The organism is Xanthomonas sp. NCPPB 4037, from assembly GCF_041475695.2.
In the GTDB taxonomy this organism is placed as follows: Bacteria; Pseudomonadota; Gammaproteobacteria; order Xanthomonadales; family Xanthomonadaceae; genus Xanthomonas; species Xanthomonas campestris.
Genome location: NZ_CM191261.1, coordinates 3,169,279 through 3,185,816, shown reverse-complemented (window position 1 = coordinate 3,185,816; position 16,538 = coordinate 3,169,279). Strand labels below are relative to the sequence as shown.

Genomic DNA, 16,538 nt, shown 5'->3' with positions numbered 1-16,538 from the left:
AGGTGCGGGCGCATGTGGACGCGAAAAGTAATCAACGTCGTTGGAACATCGGCACTGGTGCTGACCGGGTGCCTTGCGGGTGTGGCCGTGGCAACACCGGTGACGGTGACTGTCCAGGACGCCGGCGGCGTGCTGGTTGATGCAGTGGTGAGCCTGGAAACCGCACGCCCGGTGCCGGCGACCGGCACCTTGAAAACGGTGTCTATGGATCAGGTGAACTCGCAGTTCGTTCCCGCAGTGCTCGCGGTACGCGCGGGTAGCCTGGTGCGCTTCCCGAATAACGATCAAATCCGGCATCAGGTGTATTCGTTTTCGCCTGCCAAGAAGTTCGAGTTGCCGCTGTTCCAGGGCACCACGGCCGCGCCGGTACGCTTCGATCAGGCCGGGCTGGTGACGGTGGGCTGCAACATCCATGACTGGATGCTGGGGTATATCGTGGTGCTGGACACCCCGTATTTCGGCAAGAGCGGCAGCGATGGCCGTGTCCAGATCGATGCGCCCGCGGGCAGCTACACCCTGCGTGTCTGGCATCCGCGCATCAAGGGCGCTGCGCTGGCCGAGCCACTGGTGCTGAGCCGCGATGCGCTGCAGCGCCGTGTCACCGTGCAGACCACCGGCACAGCGCCAGCGGTGGCACCGCCGGATGATCGCGTGCGCGCGCTGCAGGACAAGTTCCGTCGCGCCGCCGACCCGAAAAAGCCGTCTCCATGAAGGCGATGCGACTGCATACGCGCATCGCCGCGCTGCTGGTGCTGGTGGTGCTCGGCACCCAGGCGTTGACCTTCATTGCCGTGCAGGTGGCCACCGAGCGCAGCGTCAAGGCGCAACTCGGTGAAGAGCTGCTGATTGGCGAGCGTGTCTGGCAGCGCATCAACCAGCGCCGCGACGAACAACTGCTGCAATCGGCCTCGGTGCTGGCGGACGATTTCGGCTTCCGTGCAGCCGTTGCCAGCGGCGATGTGCCCACCATGCAGTCGGCGTTGCGCAACCACGCCGCGCGCATGGATGCGCAGACGGCGGTGCTGCTTTCGCCTGAAGGCGATTTTCTGACCGGGCTGGCGGATCTGCCGCAGGCCGAGCAGCTGCGTGCCGTGCAGGCCTTGCTGCAACAGGCCCAGCACGACGGGCGTGCGGTCGGTGTGGTGGCCTTGGATCAACACGTCGTGCGCCTGGCAGTCGTGCAGGTACTGGCGCCGAGCCGGGTGGGCTGGATTGCGATCGGCAACGAATCCGGCGACAGCCTTGCGCAGGATTTCCGCAGCACCACGGGTCTGGATGCCACCTTCTTCATCGACGGTGCGCCGCCGCGCGTACTGGCGTCTACGCTGCAACCAGCCGAACGCACGGAATTCGCGCAGCAATTGCGCACCGCCGAACACGCGCAGGGCGCTGCAATCCCGCTGACCCTGGGGGACTCGCGTTACCTGGTGAAGTTGCAGTCCATCCAGGGCGATACCCGCGTGCGGGTTGCCTTGCAGGCCTCGTTGGACCGCGCGGTGGCGCCGTACCGCACACTCAAATTACGGATTTTGCTGCTGGCTGGCCTGGCCACCGCCGCCGCACTGGGCGTATCGATTTTTCTCGCGCGCAGCGTCAGTAAGCCGGTGGCGCTGCTGGTGCAGGCAGCACGCCGCATCCAGCGCGGTGATTACCACACCACCGTGCAATTGCCGCCCGGGCGCGAATTGGCGGAGCTGGCCGACAGCTTCGGGCGCATGCAGCAGCAGATCGCCACGCGCGAGCAGCACATCCTGCACCAGGCACGCCACGACGCACTCACTGGCTTGCCCAACCGCATCTGGCTGCTGGAGCAGCTGCAGCAGGTGGTGGATCAGACCGTGGCCTCGGGCGGCACCGCAGCGGTGCTGATCCTGGACCTGGAGCGCTTCAAGGAACTCAACGACAGCCTGGGCCACGACTTCGCCGATCAGGTGTTGGTCGAAGCCGGGCGCAGGCTTGCCGACGTGGTGCAGGCGCCCAACATCGTCGGGCGCCTTGGCAGCGACGAATTCATGGTGGTGGTGGCGCATGCCGACCCGGCCACCGTGCAGGAGGAAGCCCAACGCCTGCTGTTGCAATTGCGCAGCCCGCTGGCGTTGCCGCAGGCACGCATCCAGCTCGAAGCCAGCATCGGCATTGCGTTGATTCCCGAACATGGCGCCGACCCGGACACGCTGCTGCGTCGCGCCGATATCGCGCGTGGCCAGGTCGGCGACACCGCCAGTGGCGCCAGCGTGTACCGGCTTGGCCAGGACGAGCAGCATCTGCGCCGGCTGCGTCTCACCGGCGATCTGCGCCAGGCCATCGGTGGCAACGAGCTGACCTTGCGCTTCCAACCCAAGATCAGCCTGCGTACCGATCAGGTGGAGCAGGTCGAGGTGCTCGTGCGCTGGCATCACCCGGTGCTGGGGCCGATCGGCCCGGACGAATTCATTCCGTTGGCCGAGCATTCCGGCGTCATCCATCCGCTCACCCGCTTCGTGCTTGACGAGGCGTTGCACTGCCAATCGCAATGGCGAGCGCAAGGGCTTGAACTGGGCATGGCGATCAACCTGTCGGCCCTGGATCTGTCCGACCCCGGCCTGCCGGACTTCGTGCGCGGCTGCCTGCAGCGGCATGCGGTGCCGGCCACCTCGGTTACGCTGGAACTGACCGAAAGCGCGTTGATGCGCGATGTCGAATTTGCGCTGCATATGTTGCATCAACTCCGCAATGTGGGCGTGCGGCTGTCGGTCGACGACTTCGGCACCGGCTATTCCTCGCTGGCCCAGCTCAAGCGCATGCCGGTGAACGAATTGAAGATCGACAAGAGCTTTGTCATGCAGCTGGCCGAAGGCACCGACGATGCCTTTATCGTGCGCAGCACGATCGATCTGGGGCACAACCTCGGTCTGAGCGTGATTGCCGAGGGCGTGGAAAACGACACTGCGCTGGCGCTGCTGCGCGGCTACGGCTGCGACATGGTGCAGGGCTATCTGTATTCGCCGCCACTGGAAGAAAAGCCGCTGCTGGCATGGTGCATGCGCCAGCTCGGTCGCTCGGCCGCGGCGCAGGCGGGAGGTCAACGATGAAGCGTTTTCCACGCACGGCAGTCGCTGCAACGCTGCTCGCCGCAACGGCGCTTAGCCCACTGCTGTGCATGGCGGGCGAGGGCCGGTTGCTGGCCACCGGCGGCGTCTCGATGCTCGAAGGCAGCAGTGGCGGTGGCATCGTGCCCTGGGCCACGTTGTCCGGGTACGGCACGCGCGATGAACTCGGCACCGTGGCGTTCGCCACCCACGTCGATAGCGGCGATTACCGTCTGGATGTGCAGGGCGCCGCATTGACGGTGGGCAATCGGCTCGAGCTTTCGGTGGCGCGCCAGCGTCTGGACCTGGGCACCTTGCAAGACCGGCTAGGGTTGCCGTGGAATGCGCTTGGCCAGGATGTATTCGGCGCGAAAGTGCGACTGCATGGTGACCTGGTCTACGGGCGCGCGCCACAGCTGAGTCTTGGCGTGCAGTACAAGCGACTGCGCGACGGCACTTTGCCGTTGGCGATCGGTGCACGCGACGACCACGGCACCGATGTCTATCTCAGCGCCACGCGGCTATTGCTGCAAGGCGCTGGCGGCTACCAGTTGCTGCTCAACGGCACCGTGCGCGCTACCCGCGCCAATCAAACCGGGTTGCTGGGCTTCGGCGGCGACCGTCGCAACAGTTATCGGCTGGTCGGTGAGGTCAGCGCTGGCGTGGTGCTGAGCCCGTCGTGGGTGGTGGGCCTCGAATATCGCGACAAGCCGAACAATCTCGGTTTCGCCCGCGAGCAAGCCTGGGCCGACGGCTTCGTCGCCTGGTTCCCGACCAAGCACGTGTCGCTGACCGCCGCCTGGGCCGATCTGGGCGAGGTTGCCACCTTGAAGCGTCAGCGCGGACCGTATCTTTCCCTGCAGGTGGCGTTGTGATGACCCGATGGCTGCGCTATTCGCTGCTTTGCGTGCTGATGTTGAGCGGCTGTGCCACCACGCAACCGCGGCAGACGTTGTACGAAGAATTGGGCGGTCAGCCCGGGATCGAGGCCCTGGTGGAAACCATGCTCTCGCGCATCGCCGACGACCCGCGCATCGTCGAGCACTTTGCACGCGTCAATATCGTCATGCTCAACGAGCGGCTGGTGCAGAAGTTCTGCCATGTTGCCGATGGCCCGTGCCCGGACACTGCCAAGTCCATGGCACAGGCGCACCAGCATATGGCCATCCGCGAGGGCGACTTCAATGCCTTGGTCGAAGATCTCAACTGGGCAATGGATCAGCGCAACATTCCGCGCCGAACCCAGAATCGCCTGCTCGCACGGTTGGCGGCGATGCATGGTGAAATCGTCAATCACTGACACTAACGCTGCGCACGTTGCAGTACGCAGCGCATGTGTTCAATCAGGGGCGTGATAAGTCTGTCGCATCCGCCTGCAGCAGGCGCCATGCACAGGAACGCCTCACTCCAAAGGACGCACCCTGTGCGAGCCGCGTGCCATCAGCCGCAGCAGCAGCGCATGCGGCAACAGGCGCAGCGCAACGTTCACCAGGCGATAGCGCCACCCTGGTATCGCCAGCACCTGCCCGCGTTCCAGCGCGGCGATGCCGTACGCCGCCACGGCATCGGCCTGTAGCCACGCCCAGCCGGGCAGGGTGGACATCGCCGCGCGGGTGCCGGTGACATCGTGGAATTCCGACCAGGCAAAGCCCGGGCAGAGCGCGCACACCTTCACCGCGCAATCGGCGTTCTCCAGCGCCAGCGACTCGCTGAAGCGCAGCATGAAACTCTTGGCGGCCGCATACAGCGTCTGGCCATCGGCGCTGGGCGTCAGTGCGGCGAACGAGGCCACATTGAGGATCCGGCCCTGGCCACTGGCGCGGATCATCGGCAACAGCCGCCAGGTCAGTTCGCACACCGCCGTCACCATCACCTGCAGAAATCGCGCATGCGTCTGCCAGTCGTTCTGCAGATACCGTCCTGGCACGCCGTAGCCGGCATTGTTGACCAGGGTGCCCACGGTCCAGCCCTGGCGCTGGATTTCGGCGACCAGCCGGGCAGGGGCGGCCGGGTCGCCCAGATCCTCCGGCAGGATTTCCACCCGCACCTGCGCGCCCAATTCCGCGGCCAGCGCCTCCAGCCGGCCCACTCGCCGCGCCGTCAGGATCAGTGGCATCCCGCGCGCTGCGTAGGCACGGGCGATCTCGCGACCAATCCCGCTGGAAGCGCCGGTGATCAGGGCGAAGATAGGCGAAACGGACATGGCAGGTTCCTGGTTGGGGCGAAATGGGACACGCATCGGACACAAGTCTGCCGGGTACCGACAGGGCATGGGCTATTCTCACGCCTGTCTTCAACTCAGGAACCTGCACCTGATGCGTCGAAAGATCGTTGCTGGAAATTGGAAGCTGCATGGCACGCGTGCCTTCGCCACCGAACTGGTGGCGCAGGTGGCCGCGCACATGCCCCTGGCGGGTGTCGATGTCGTCATCCTGCCGCCCTTGCCGTATCTCGGTGATCTGATCGAGGACTTCGAGGCCCACCACCTGGCATTCGGTGCACAGGACGTCAGTAGCAACGAGAAGGGCGCCTACACCGGTGAAGTGTCCGCCTCGATGCTGGTGGATGTCGGTGCCGAATACGGCCTGGTCGGGCATTCGGAGCGCCGTCAGTATCACCAGGAAAGCAGCGAGCTGGTCGCGCGCAAATTTGCCGCCGCCATGCATGCCGGGTTGATCCCGGTGCTGTGCGTTGGCGAATCGCTGGAACAGCGCGAGGCCGGTCAGACTGAGGCAATCCTACGTGCCCAGTTGGAGCCGGTCCTGAGCCTGGTCGGCAGCACCGGATTCGCCCGCGCCGTAGTGGCCTACGAGCCGATCTGGGCGATTGGAACCGGGCGCACTGCCACGCCGGACCAGGCCCAGGCCGTGCACGCCTTCATTCGTGGCGAAGTCGCGAAGGCGGATGCTAGAATTGCCGATTCACTGCCCATCCTGTACGGGGGGAGTGTCAAGCCCGACAACGCCAGCGAGCTGTTTTCCCAGCCCGACGTCGACGGTGGGCTGGTCGGCGGCGCATCACTGGTTGCCGAAGACTTCCTGGCCATTGCGCGTGCGGCGGCCGCTTGTTAACCCATTAAGTTTTGTCCGGGGACGGATTTCGAAATGCTGATGTTGATCCTCAATGTGGTCTACGTGCTGGTCGCGCTGGCGATGATTGCGCTGATCCTGATGCAGCGTGGCGCCGGCGCGGCGGCGGGCTCGGGCTTCGGCGCGGGCGCGTCGGGCACGGTGTTCGGCTCGCAGGGTGCGTCGAACTTCCTGTCCAAGTCGACCAAGTGGCTGGCGGTGGTGTTCTTCAGCATCAGCCTGTTCATGGCCTGGTACGCCACCCATGGCGCCCGTCCCACCGACCAGAACCTGGGCGTGATGTCGCAGTCGGCCACGCCGGCTCCGGCCGCTGCGGGTGAGTTGACCCAGCCGTTGCCGCAGGCGCCTGCCGCTGGCGCAGTGCCCACCGCTCCCTCGCAGCCGTTGCCTGCTGCGGCCGAGCCAGCCACTGCGCCTGCTGCAACACCTGTGCAGTCTGCACCGACGCAGCCGGCGCCTGCCGCACGCGAAGAAAAGACGCCGGAACCAGCACAAAAAGACTGAAGGCGGTTACAATACGCTGCGCACTGGGATGCCCAGCGGCGCAACGTATGCCCAGGTGGCGGAATTGGTAGACGCACTACCTTGAGGTGGTAGCGACTTAGGTCGTAGGGGTTCGAGTCCCCTCTTGGGCACCATTGTTTGGCTGCAGTTCCTGCGCATCGCGGCAATGCCGGCGCGGGGTCTGCCTATACCCCATGCCGGCACGCGGCGCGTGCGGGCAGAGGCAAGAGAGAGTCGCTGTGCTGGCCGAATATTTGCCGAGTCTGCTGTTTCTGGTTGTCGCCACTGGCATCGGCATCGTGCTGATGTTGATTGGTCGGTTCCTCGCTCCGCGCAGCCCGGACGCGCGCAAGCTTTCGCCGTACGAGTGTGGCTTCGAGGCATTCGAAGACGCGCGCATGAAGTTCGATGTGCGCTACTACCTCATCGCGATCCAGTTCATCGTGTTCGATCTGGAAATCATCTTCATCGTGCCGTGGACACAGGTGTTCATGGAGATCGGCGCACGCTCGCTGGTCACCATGGGCCTGTTCGTCGGCATGTTGTTCCTCGGTTTTATCTACGTGTGGAAGAAGGGAGCGCTGGAATGGGAGTGATTCAGACCCTGGATCGTCTGATGACCAACCCGATGCCGGAAGGCCGGGTCGAAGACATCCTGCGCCCGGAAGGCGAAAACCCGTTGCTCGAAAAGGGCTACGTGACCACCAGCGTCGATGCACTGTTGAACTGGGCGCGTACCGGTTCGATGTGGCCGATGACCTTTGGTCTGGCCTGCTGTGCAGTCGAGATGATGCACGCCGGTGCGGCGCGCCTGGACCTGGACCGCTACGGCGTGGTGTTCCGCCCGTCGCCGCGCCAGTCCGACGTGATGATCGTCGCCGGCACTCTGGTCAACAAGATGGCGCCGGCATTGCGCAAGGTCTACGACCAGATGCCCGACCCGAAGTGGGTCATCTCGATGGGCAGCTGCGCCAACGGCGGCGGCTACTATCACTATTCGTATTCGGTGGTGCGCGGTTGCGATCGCATCGTGCCGGTGGACATCTATGTCCCGGGCTGCCCGCCGACCGCCGAGGCGCTGGTCTACGGCATCTTGCAGCTGCAGAAGAAAATCTGGCGCACCCAGACAATCGCACGCTGACACCCGTCTTCTCCTACCGAGAGCAGCCAAGCCCCCATGGCAGAGCAAGCATCTTCCTTCACTGACCGACTAGCGGCGCGTTTCGCCGGTGCGCAGATCTCCGTGGTCCAGCCGCGCGGCGAAGTGACGCTGGAAGTCGCTGCGGCACAGTGGTACGCCACCTGTCTTGCCCTGCGCGACGAGCTCGGTTTCGAGCAGCTCAGCGACCTGTGCGGCGTCGATTACCTGGGCTACGGCAGCGACGAGTGGGACACCGCTGACGTGTCGTCCCAGGGTTTCAGCCGTGGTGTCGAGGGCAAGGCGCTGGGTCGCTTTGCCTGGGGTGAATTCCCCAGCCAGGAAAGCTCTAACGGTGCCCAACCGCAGCAGCTGCCGACGCAGCGCTTCGCGGTGGTGGCCCAGCTGATTTCCTACCAGCACAACCAGCGTCTGCGCGTGCGGTGCTATGCACCCGACGAGCAGGTGCCGGTGGTGGCGTCGTTGACCGACATCTGGCCCGGTGTGAACTGGTTCGAGCGCGAGGCGTTCGACCTGTTCGGCATCGTGTTCGATGGCCATCCGGACCTGCGCCGCATCCTGACCGACTACGGATTTGTCGGCCATCCGTTCCGCAAGGACTTCCCGCTGATCGGCAACGTCGAAGTGCGTTACGACGACGAGCGCAAGCGCGTGGTGTACGAGCCGGTGACCTCGGTGGAGCCGCGTGTCGGCGTGCCGCGCGTGATCCGCGACGACGCGCGTTATGAGACTGCCGCTGGTGAAGTGGGCAAGTCGGAGACTGCCAAGTGAGTGAGTACCGCCAGGCAACCGATGCCTTAGCGAGCAATCCTGTGGAAAGCAAGCAGGAAATCCGCAATTACACGATGAACTTCGGCCCGCAGCATCCTGCGGCGCACGGCGTGTTGCGCCTGATCCTGGAAATGGACGGCGAAACCGTGGTGCGTGCCGACCCGCATATCGGCCTGCTGCACCGTGGCACCGAGAAGCTGGCCGAGTCCAAGCCGTTCAACCAGTCGGTTCCGTACATGGACCGCCTGGATTACGTGTCGATGATGTGCAACGAGCACGCCTACGTGCGTGCCATCGAATCCCTGATGGGGATCGAAGCGCCGGAGCGCGCGCAGTACATCCGCACGATGTTCGACGAGATCACCCGAATCAAGAACCACCTGATGTGGGTGGGTTCCAACGCGCTTGACCTCGGCGCGATGGCGGTGATGCTGTACGCCTTCCGCGAGCGCGAAGAATTGATGGACGTCTACGAGGCAGTCAGTGGCGCGCGCATGCACGCCGCCTATTACCGTCCGGGCGGCGTCTACCGCGATCTGCCTGACCGCATGCCCAAATACAAGGAATCGCGTTGGCACAAGGGTGGGGCGCTGACCAAGCTCAACGCCGCGCGCGAAGGCTCGATGCTGGACTTCCTCGAGAACTTCACCGACACGTTCCCGTCCCGCGTGGACGAATACGAAACGTTGCTGACCGAGAATCGCATCTGGAAGCAGCGCACCGTGGACGTGGGCATCATCAGCCCGGATCTGGCGCGTGCCTGGGGCATGACCGGTCCGATGCTGCGTGGTTCGGGCATCGAATGGGATCTGCGCAAGAAGCAGCCGTACGCGAAGTACGACGCGGTGGACTTCGACGTGCCGGTCGGCACCAACGGTGACTGCTACGACCGTTACCTGGTGCGCGTGGCCGAGATGCGCGAGTCCAACCGCATCATCAAGCAATGCGTGAAGTGGCTGAAGGCCAATCCAGGCCCGGTCATGGTCACCAATTTCAAGGTCGCTCCGCCAAGCCGCGAAGGCATGAAGGACGATATGGAAGCGCTGATCCATCACTTCAAGCTGTTCAGCGAAGGCTACTGCGTGCCCGCCGGCGAGACCTATTGCGCCGTTGAAGCGCCCAAGGGCGAGTTCGGCTGCTACCTGATGTCCGATGGCGCCAACAAGCCGTTCCGCGTGCATCTGCGCGCGCCGGGCTTTGCGCATCTGTCCTCGATGGACGCGGTGGTGCGCGGGTATTTGCTGGCCGACGTCGTGGCGATGATCGGTACTTACGATTTGGTTTTCGGTGAGGTTGACCGATGAAGGCGACGGGTAATTTCGAAGCGGCGCGCGACGTCGATCCGCAGGTAGTGCTGAGCGACAAAACGCGCGCGCACATCGATCATTGGCTGAGCAAGTTCCCGCCCGACCGCAAGCGTTCGGCCGTGTTACAGGGTCTGCATGCCGCGCAGGAACAGAACCAGGGCTGGTTGACCGACGAGCTGATCGTGGGCGTGGCCAAGTATCTGGAGCTGCCGCCGGTGTGGGCCTACGAAGTGGCCAGCTTCTACTCGATGTTCGAGACCGAGAAGGTCGGCCGCCACAACGTGGCGTTCTGCACCAACATCAGCTGCTGGCTCAATGGCGCTGAAGATCTGCTGGCGCACGCGGAAAAGAAGCTGGGCTGCAAGTTGGGTCAGTCGACAGCCGATGGGCGCGTCTACCTCAAGCGCGAAGAAGAATGCCTGGCGGCCTGCTCTGCAGCGCCGATGATGGTCATCAACGGCCATTACCACGAGCACCTGACGAAAGAAAAGGTCGACGCGCTGCTGGACGGGCTGGAGTAAGGCATGGCACATCATCACGCACCCTCAGGCCCGGTCGGTCCGGCGCCGCTGCCGCATCAGGTCGTCTACACGACCCTGCACTACGACACCCCGTGGTCGTACGAAAGCTATCTGAAGACCGGTGGCTACGCCGCGCTGCGCAAGATCCTCGAAGAGAAGATCCCGCCGGCCGACGTCATCGAAATGGTGAAGGCATCCAACCTGCGCGGCCGCGGTGGCGCGGGCTTCCCGACCGGTCTGAAGTGGTCCTTCATGCCCAAGGGCACCATGCAGAAGTACATCCTGTGCAACTCGGACGAATCCGAGCCGGGAACCTGCAAGGACCGCGACATCCTGCGTTACAACCCGCATTCGGTGGTGGAGGGCATGGCAATCGCCTGCTACGCCACCGGTTCGACCGTGGGCTACAACTATCTGCGCGGTGAGTTCCACCACGAGCCGTTCGAAAATTTCGAGCTGGCACTGGCCGATGCCTATGCCAACGGCTGGCTGGGCAAGGACATTCTCGGCAGCGGCGTGGATATCGATATCTACGGTGCGCTGGGCGCTGGCGCGTACATCTGCGGCGAAGAAACCGCGCTGATGGAATCGCTGGAAGGCAAGAAGGGCCAGCCGCGCTACAAGCCGCCGTTCCCGGCGAACTTCGGCCTGTACGGCAAGCCCACCACCATCAACAACACCGAGACCTACGCGTCGGTGCCGGCGATCATTCGCAACGGCCCGGAGTGGTTCCTGGGGTTGAGCAAAACCAAGAACGGCGGCCCGAAGATCTTCTCGGTGTCTGGCTGCGTGCAGAAGGGCGGCAATTTCGAAGTGCCGCTCGGCACCACCTTCGACGAACTGCTGGAAATGGCCGGTGGCCTGCGTCCGGGCCGCAAGCTCAAGGGCGTGGTGCCTGGCGGCGTGTCGATGCCGGTGCTGAAGGCCGACCAGGTCGCTGGCCTGCAGATGGATTACGACACCCTGCGCGCGCTCGGCACCGGTCTGGGATCGGGCGCGATCGTGGTGCTGGATGACAGCGTGTGCTGCGTGCGGTTTGCCTGCCGCATCTCGCAGTTCTTCCACAAGGAATCCTGCGGCCAGTGCACCCCGTGCCGCGAAGGCACCGGCTGGATGCATCGTGTGCTGGAGCGCATCGTCGCCGGCAAGGCCACGATGGAAGACCTGCACCAGCTGCGTACCGTGGCCGGCCAGATCGAAGGGCACACCATCTGCGCGTTCGGTGAAGCAGCGGCATGGCCGATCCAAGGCTTCCTGCGCCAGTTCTGGGACGAATTCGAGTACTACATCGTCAACGGTCGTTCGATCGTCGACACCCACGTCGGAGTGGCCGCATGAGCGCCCAACCAGTGAACCCGAACGTGCCACCGGACCATGTCACCGTCGAAATCGACGGGCAGTCCCTGGTGGTGCCGAAGGGTTCGATGATCATCCAGGCGGCCGACAAGGCCGGCATCCCGATCCCGCGCTTCTGCTATCACGAGAAGCTGCCGATCGCGGCCAACTGCCGCATGTGCCTGGTGGACGTCGAAAAGTCCCCGAAGCCGTCGCCTGCCTGCGCCACGCCGGTGATGGACGGCATGAAGGTCACCACGCGTAGCGAAAAGGCGCTGAAGTACCAGCGCAGCGTGATGGAATTTTTGCTGATCAATCACCCGCTGGACTGTCCGATCTGCGATCAGGGCGGCGAGTGCGAGTTGCAGGACGTTTCGCTCGGTTACGGCCGTTCGGTCAGCCGCTTCAACGAGCGTAAGCGCGTGGTGCCCGACGAGGACATCGGTCCGCTGGTCGCCACCGAAATGACCCGCTGCATCCAGTGCACCCGTTGCGTGCGATTCACTGCGGACATCGCCGGCACCTACGAGTTGGGTGGCATGTATCGCGGTGAAAACCTGCAGATCGGCACCTACGACGGCAAGCCGCTGACCACCGAAATTTCCGGCAATGTCATCGACGTCTGCCCGGTCGGCGCGCTGACCAACAAGGTGTTTCAGTTCCGTGCCCGCCCGTGGGAGTTGATGGCGCGCGAATCGCTCGGCTATCACGATGCGATGGGCTCGAACCTGTTCCTGCACGTGCGTCGCGGCGAAGTGCTGCGTACCGTGCCGCGCGAGAACGAGGCGGTCAACGAGTGCTGGCTGTCCGATCGCGATCGTTATTCGCATCAGGGCCTGTATTCGGAAGACCGTGCGGTCAAACCGCTGAAGAAGGTCAACGGTGAGTGGACCGAGGTGAGCTGGGCCGAAGGGCTGGTTGCCGCCACGCAAATCCTGCGTGACAACGCTGGAGATCAGCTCGGCGTGCTGGTGCATCCGTCCACCTCCAACGAGGAAGGCGCGCTGCTCGCACGTCTGGCCGAAGGGCTGGGTAGTGGCAATCTGGATCACCGTCTGCTCAACCGCGATTTCTCCGATGCTGCTGTGGCCGAAGCGTTTGCCACGCCGTTGGCCGAGATCGAGCAGGCCGATGTGGTGGTGCTGTTCGGCACCAACGTGCGTCACGAACTGCCGCTGCTGCATGCGCGTCTGCGCAAGGCGAGCATCCAGAACCGCACCCAGATCCATTCGGTCAACCCGGTCGATTTCGATTTCGCTTTCACGCAGGCCAGCCGGACGGTGGTCTCGCCATCGCAGCTGGCTGGCGCGCTGGACGATGCCACGCTGCGCAATGCGGTCAAGGGCGCAAGCCGCGCCGTGATCGTGGTCGGCGCACTGGCAGAAAATCATCCGCAGGCGGCCACGCTGCGTGCAGCGGCACGTGCCTTTGCTTCGGCAACCGGTGCGTCGCTATGTCGGATCCCGCAGGGCGCCAATGCGGTCGGCTTGGTCTCGCAAGGCGTGTTGCCGACTTCGCGGACAGTCGCCGGCATGTTTGCCGAGCCGCGTCAGGCGTATGTGGTGTACGGCATCGAACCCGGTCTGGATTTTGCCGATGCGGCAGCTGCGCGCAGCGCGCTGGCCGGTGCAAAAGTCGTGGCTTTCAGCCAGTTCGCCTGTGCATCTACACGCGACGTGGCCGATGTCATTCTGCCGATCGGCGCACTGCCGGAAATCGATGCGTCGCTGACCAATCTCGATGGCCGCGTGCAGACCGCACGTGCTGCGGGTCGGTTGCCGGTCGAGGCGCGTGAGGGCTGGCGCGTGCTGCGCGCACTGGGTGGTGAGCTGGGTCTGGCTGGGTTCGAGTTCATCGACCTGGTCGGTCTGCGCGCCGGCATGCAGCAGCGCAGCGTAACTGCAGCGACGTCGGCGCAGCCGGCTACTGCGAGCGAAGGTCTGGAAGTTGCCGCAACCGCTGCGATCTACCGCACAGATGCGGTGGTACGCCGCGCCGCCGCACTGCAGTCGCACCCGCTCAACATCGCCCCGTGTGTGGCGATGCATCCGGAGCAGGCCGCACAGCTGCAGGTCGCTGCCGGGCAAGTGGTCAAGGTCGGCACCGACGCGGGCAGGGCAACCTTGCCGGTGGTGCTGGACAAGCGCGTCGCACCGGGCACGGTGTGGATCGAATCCGGCCATGGCGCAACCGCGCCGTTGGGTGCCGGTCGGGTAACGGTGGTGGCTGCATGAACGAGTTGCTGTTGAACGTGGTCGACCCCCTGCACCAGTGGTTCCTCGGACTGGGCGATGGCGGCGTGTTGCTGTGGACCGTGCTGAAGATCCTGCTGATCGCGGTGCCGGTGATCGTGACGGTGGCCTTCTACGTGGTCTGGGAGCGCAAGCTGATCGGCTGGATGCACGTGCGCCACGGGCCGATGTATGTGGGCATGGGCATCTTCCAGGCCTTCGCCGACGTCTTCAAATTGCTGTTCAAGGAAATCCTGCAGCCCAGCAGCTCGCACAAGGCGATGTTCATCATCGCGCCATTGCTCACCCTGGCGCCGGCGTTTGCGGCCTGGTCGGTGGTGCCGTTCGATGCGAAGCTGGTGTTGTCCAATGCCAACGTGGGTCTGCTGTACCTGCTGGCGATGACCTCGCTGGGCGTCTACGGCATCATCCTGGCTGGCTGGGCGTCCAACTCCAAGTACGCGTTCCTGGGTGCGATGCGCTCGGCCGCGCAGGTGGTCAGCTACGAAATTGCGATGGGCTTTGCACTGGTCGGCGTGATGATCGCCTCGGGCAGCGTCAACCTCAGCCAGATCGTGTTTGCGCAGGCGGGCAGCTCCGGCTTCTTCGACTGGTTCCTGATTCCACTGTTCCCGTTGTTCATCGTGTACTGGGTCTCCGGCGTCGCCGAGACCAACCGCGCGCCGTTCGACGTGGTGGAAGGTGAATCGGAAATCGTCGCCGGCCACATGGTGGAGTACTCGGGCGGCGCGTTTGCGCTGTTCTTCCTGGCCGAATACGCCAACATGATCCTGGTCAGCTTCCTGATCTCGATCTTCTTCCTCGGTGGCTGGCTGAGCCCGATCCAGGGCTGGGTCACGGCGGATATCTCGCCGTGGGTCAATTGGCTGTGGACCGGTGGCTGGCCGTGGCTGCTGATGAAGGTGTTCTTCTTTGCGAGTGCCTACATCTGGTTCCGCGCAAGCTTCCCGCGTTACCGCTATGACCAGATCATGCGTCTGGGCTGGAAGGTGTTCATTCCGCTCACGATCGTGTGGATCGCGGTGACGGCATTGATGGTGTTCTACGGCGTGATCCAGAAGGGCGTGTAATTGATGAACAAGATCACCCATTACTTCAAGAGCCTGCTGCTGCTCGAACTGCTCGGAGGGCTGTGGCTGACGTTGAAATACACGTTCAAGCCCAAGTACACCGTGCTGTATCCGATGGAGAAGTTCCCGCAGTCGCCGCGCTTCCGTGGTTTGCACGCGCTGCGTCGCTACCCCAACGGCGAAGAGCGCTGCATTGCCTGCAAGCTGTGCGAAGCGGTTTGCCCGGCACTAGCGATCACCATCGACTCGGCCAAGCGCGAGGACGGCACCCGTCGCACCACGCGCTACGACATCGACCTGTTCAAGTGCATCTTCTGCGGCTTCTGCGAAGAAAGCTGCCCGGTGGACTCGATCGTCGAAACGCACATCCTCGAGTACCACTTCGAGAAGCGTGGCGAGAATATTGTCAACAAGCCGCAGCTGCTGGCGATCGGAGACCGGCTTGAAGCCGAGATCGCCGAGCGTCGCGCTGCCGATGCCGCCTTCCGTTGAGGTCATGATGGACTGGGTCACTATTGCTTTCTACGCCTTCTCCGCCGTCGCGGTCGTCTCCGCCGGTGCGGTGATCAGCGTGCGCAACCCGGTGTACGCCGTGTTGTGCCTGATCCTCACCTTCTTCTCGATGGCCTGCATCTGGCTGCTGGTGGGCGCCGAGTTCCTGGGCGTAACCCTGGTGCTGGTCTACGTCGGCGCGGTGATGGTGCTGTTCCTGTTCGTGGTGATGATGCTGGACATCGACACTAGCCGCTTGCGCGAAGGCTGGGTCAAGTACATGCCGGTCGGCGTCATCGTGGCGGTCGCCATGCTGGCCCAGATGGTCACGCTGATCGGGGTCAAGGGACGCCTGGCCACTCCGTTCCCGGTCGACAACGCTGCCGCGCAAGCGGCCGATACGTCCAACCTGACCTGGCTGGCAAAGAGCCTGTACACCGAGTTCCTGCTGCCGTTCGAGTTCGCCGCGGTGATCCTGACTGTTGCCGTGGTGGCGGCGGTGATGCTGACCTTGCGCAAGCGCACCGGCATCAAGATGCAGAACGCAAGCGAGCAGTCGCGGGTGCGGTCCACCGACCGTCTGCGCATGGTCAAAATGGCGGTTGAAAAGCCGGTACAGGTTGCGCCGACCCTGGATGCGACCGACGGACAGGAGGCGAAGTCTTGATTACCTTGGGCCACCTGCTGGGCTTGGGCGCGGTGCTGTTCTGCATCTCGTTGGCCGGCATCTTCCTCAATCGCAAGAACGTCATCGTGCTGTTGATGTCGATCGAGCTGATGCTGTTGTCGGTCAACGTCAACTTCATCGCTTTCTCGCGCGAGCTCGGCGATACCGCAGGTCAGTTGTTCGTGTTCTTCATCCTGACCGTTGCCGCCGCGGAGGCCGCCATCGGCCTTGCGATCCTGGTGACACTGTTCCGTACGCGCCGCACGATCAATGTGGCCGAAGTCGATACGTTGAAGGGCTGAC

18 protein-coding genes and 1 tRNA gene are annotated in these 16,538 nt (G+C 64.0%); 18 read left to right on the top strand and 1 reads right to left on the bottom strand.

Annotated elements, in window-relative coordinates:
- Positions 1–81 precede the first annotated feature (81 nt).
- The 4 genes from ACCQ01_RS14265 to ACCQ01_RS14250 are packed head-to-tail and all read left to right on the top strand — an operon-like array spanning position 82 to position 4,368.
- Positions 82–711, top strand: coding sequence for a methylamine utilization protein (locus ACCQ01_RS14265; RefSeq protein WP_228431827.1), 630 nt, complete (start codon positions 82–84; stop codon positions 709–711).
- Positions 708–3,071, top strand: coding sequence for a putative bifunctional diguanylate cyclase/phosphodiesterase (locus ACCQ01_RS14260; RefSeq protein ID WP_228431790.1), 2,364 nt, complete (start codon positions 708–710; stop codon positions 3,069–3,071). Before ACCQ01_RS14265 ends, ACCQ01_RS14260 begins: the two co-directional genes overlap by 4 nt.
- The gene (locus ACCQ01_RS14255) at positions 3,068–3,943 is read left to right on the top strand and encodes a DUF3034 family protein (RefSeq protein ID WP_228431791.1); all 876 of its coding nucleotides are present in this window, start codon (positions 3,068–3,070) and stop codon (positions 3,941–3,943) included. The genes ACCQ01_RS14260 and ACCQ01_RS14255 overlap by 4 nt, the downstream gene beginning before the upstream one ends.
- Positions 3,943–4,368: a group I truncated hemoglobin gene (locus tag ACCQ01_RS14250; protein WP_014508218.1), complete on the top strand. Its 426-nt coding sequence runs from the start codon at positions 3,943–3,945 to the stop codon at positions 4,366–4,368. Before ACCQ01_RS14255 ends, ACCQ01_RS14250 begins: the two co-directional genes overlap by 1 nt.
- A gap of 102 nt (positions 4,369–4,470) precedes the next feature.
- Here the strand turns inward: ACCQ01_RS14250 and ACCQ01_RS14245 are convergent, their stop codons facing one another.
- Positions 4,471–5,271 carry an SDR family NAD(P)-dependent oxidoreductase gene (locus ACCQ01_RS14245; RefSeq protein ID WP_228431792.1) on the bottom strand — a complete coding sequence of 267 codons (801 nt, stop codon included), beginning with the start codon at positions 5,269–5,271 and terminating at the stop codon, positions 4,471–4,473.
- A 112-nt stretch (positions 5,272–5,383) separates the two neighbouring features.
- Between ACCQ01_RS14245 and tpiA the strand changes: the two genes are divergently transcribed.
- The 14 genes from tpiA (at position 5,384) to nuoK (ending at position 16,537) form a co-directional block, all read left to right on the top strand.
- Positions 5,384–6,139, top strand: a complete 756-nt coding sequence (tpiA, locus tag ACCQ01_RS14240; protein ID WP_014508214.1) for a triose-phosphate isomerase — start codon at positions 5,384–5,386, stop codon at positions 6,137–6,139.
- Between the two features lie 33 nt (positions 6,140–6,172).
- Entirely contained in the window at positions 6,173–6,661 is a 489-nt protein-coding gene (gene secG, locus ACCQ01_RS14235; protein ID WP_011037660.1) for a preprotein translocase subunit SecG, read from the top strand.
- Positions 6,662–6,710: 49 nt separating this feature from the next.
- Positions 6,711–6,795: transfer RNA gene (locus tag ACCQ01_RS14230), tRNA-Leu, on the top strand.
- 105 nt (positions 6,796–6,900) lie between these two features.
- Complete coding sequence (locus tag ACCQ01_RS14225) at positions 6,901–7,257, top strand: NADH-quinone oxidoreductase subunit A (protein WP_011037659.1); 357 nt, start codon at positions 6,901–6,903, stop codon at positions 7,255–7,257.
- Positions 7,248–7,802 carry a NuoB/complex I 20 kDa subunit family protein gene (locus ACCQ01_RS14220; protein WP_016944318.1) on the top strand — a complete coding sequence of 185 codons (555 nt, stop codon included), beginning with the start codon at positions 7,248–7,250 and terminating at the stop codon, positions 7,800–7,802. Before ACCQ01_RS14225 ends, ACCQ01_RS14220 begins: the two co-directional genes overlap by 10 nt.
- 36 nt (positions 7,803–7,838) lie before the next feature.
- Positions 7,839–8,591 carry an NADH-quinone oxidoreductase subunit C gene (locus tag ACCQ01_RS14215; RefSeq protein WP_228431793.1) on the top strand — a complete coding sequence of 251 codons (753 nt, stop codon included), beginning with the start codon at positions 7,839–7,841 and terminating at the stop codon, positions 8,589–8,591.
- A complete protein-coding gene (locus tag ACCQ01_RS14210) occupies positions 8,588–9,895 on the top strand; it encodes an NADH-quinone oxidoreductase subunit D (RefSeq protein ID WP_228431794.1) in 1,308 nt (435 codons plus the stop codon). Before ACCQ01_RS14215 ends, ACCQ01_RS14210 begins: the two co-directional genes overlap by 4 nt.
- Positions 9,892–10,419, top strand: a complete 528-nt coding sequence (gene nuoE / locus ACCQ01_RS14205) for an NADH-quinone oxidoreductase subunit NuoE (protein ID WP_011037655.1) — start codon at positions 9,892–9,894, stop codon at positions 10,417–10,419. The genes ACCQ01_RS14210 and nuoE overlap by 4 nt, the downstream gene beginning before the upstream one ends.
- A gap of 3 nt (positions 10,420–10,422) precedes the next feature.
- Positions 10,423–11,757: an NADH-quinone oxidoreductase subunit NuoF gene (gene nuoF, locus ACCQ01_RS14200; RefSeq protein ID WP_115573203.1), complete on the top strand. Its 1,335-nt coding sequence runs from the start codon at positions 10,423–10,425 to the stop codon at positions 11,755–11,757.
- The gene (gene nuoG / locus ACCQ01_RS14195; RefSeq protein WP_228431795.1) at positions 11,754–13,988 is read left to right on the top strand and encodes an NADH-quinone oxidoreductase subunit NuoG; all 2,235 of its coding nucleotides are present in this window, start codon (positions 11,754–11,756) and stop codon (positions 13,986–13,988) included. Before nuoF ends, nuoG begins: the two co-directional genes overlap by 4 nt.
- Positions 13,985–15,076, top strand: coding sequence for an NADH-quinone oxidoreductase subunit NuoH (gene nuoH / locus ACCQ01_RS14190; protein ID WP_011037652.1), 1,092 nt, complete (start codon positions 13,985–13,987; stop codon positions 15,074–15,076). Before nuoG ends, nuoH begins: the two co-directional genes overlap by 4 nt.
- 3 nt (positions 15,077–15,079) lie before the next feature.
- Positions 15,080–15,568 carry an NADH-quinone oxidoreductase subunit NuoI gene (nuoI, locus tag ACCQ01_RS14185; RefSeq protein ID WP_014508211.1) on the top strand — a complete coding sequence of 163 codons (489 nt, stop codon included), beginning with the start codon at positions 15,080–15,082 and terminating at the stop codon, positions 15,566–15,568.
- A 4-nt stretch (positions 15,569–15,572) separates the two neighbouring features.
- The gene (locus ACCQ01_RS14180; RefSeq protein ID WP_016944316.1) at positions 15,573–16,235 is read left to right on the top strand and encodes an NADH-quinone oxidoreductase subunit J; all 663 of its coding nucleotides are present in this window, start codon (positions 15,573–15,575) and stop codon (positions 16,233–16,235) included.
- Positions 16,232–16,537 (top strand): NADH-quinone oxidoreductase subunit NuoK, encoded by a 306-nt coding sequence (gene nuoK, locus ACCQ01_RS14175; RefSeq protein WP_005914274.1) that lies wholly within the window; start codon positions 16,232–16,234, stop codon positions 16,535–16,537. Before ACCQ01_RS14180 ends, nuoK begins: the two co-directional genes overlap by 4 nt.
- The last annotated feature ends 1 nt before the right edge of the window (position 16,538 follow it).

What these genes read in the sequence shown, in the direction of transcription:
- ACCQ01_RS14260 (WP_228431790.1), top strand. Translation starts at nt 708, where the DNA reads ATGAAGGCGATGCGACTGCATACGCGCATCGCCGCGCTGCTGGTGCTG.
- ACCQ01_RS14255 (WP_228431791.1), top strand. Translation starts at nt 3,068, where the DNA reads ATGAAGCGTTTTCCACGCACGGCAGTCGCTGCAACGCTGCTCGCCGCA.
- ACCQ01_RS14250 (WP_014508218.1), top strand. Translation starts at nt 3,943, where the DNA reads ATGACCCGATGGCTGCGCTATTCGCTGCTTTGCGTGCTGATGTTGAGC.
- ACCQ01_RS14245 (WP_228431792.1), bottom strand. Translation starts at nt 5,271, where the DNA reads ATGTCCGTTTCGCCTATCTTCGCCCTGATCACCGGCGCTTCCAGCGGG.
- tpiA (WP_014508214.1), top strand. Translation starts at nt 5,384, where the DNA reads ATGCGTCGAAAGATCGTTGCTGGAAATTGGAAGCTGCATGGCACGCGT.
- secG (WP_011037660.1), top strand. Translation starts at nt 6,173, where the DNA reads ATGCTGATGTTGATCCTCAATGTGGTCTACGTGCTGGTCGCGCTGGCG.
- ACCQ01_RS14220 (WP_016944318.1), top strand. Translation starts at nt 7,248, where the DNA reads ATGGGAGTGATTCAGACCCTGGATCGTCTGATGACCAACCCGATGCCG.
- ACCQ01_RS14215 (WP_228431793.1), top strand. Translation starts at nt 7,839, where the DNA reads ATGGCAGAGCAAGCATCTTCCTTCACTGACCGACTAGCGGCGCGTTTC.
- nuoE (WP_011037655.1), top strand. Translation starts at nt 9,892, where the DNA reads ATGAAGGCGACGGGTAATTTCGAAGCGGCGCGCGACGTCGATCCGCAG.
- nuoF (WP_115573203.1), top strand. Translation starts at nt 10,423, where the DNA reads ATGGCACATCATCACGCACCCTCAGGCCCGGTCGGTCCGGCGCCGCTG.
- nuoG (WP_228431795.1), top strand. Translation starts at nt 11,754, where the DNA reads ATGAGCGCCCAACCAGTGAACCCGAACGTGCCACCGGACCATGTCACC.
- nuoH (WP_011037652.1), top strand. Translation starts at nt 13,985, where the DNA reads ATGAACGAGTTGCTGTTGAACGTGGTCGACCCCCTGCACCAGTGGTTC.
- nuoI (WP_014508211.1), top strand. Translation starts at nt 15,080, where the DNA reads ATGAACAAGATCACCCATTACTTCAAGAGCCTGCTGCTGCTCGAACTG.
- ACCQ01_RS14180 (WP_016944316.1), top strand. Translation starts at nt 15,573, where the DNA reads ATGATGGACTGGGTCACTATTGCTTTCTACGCCTTCTCCGCCGTCGCG.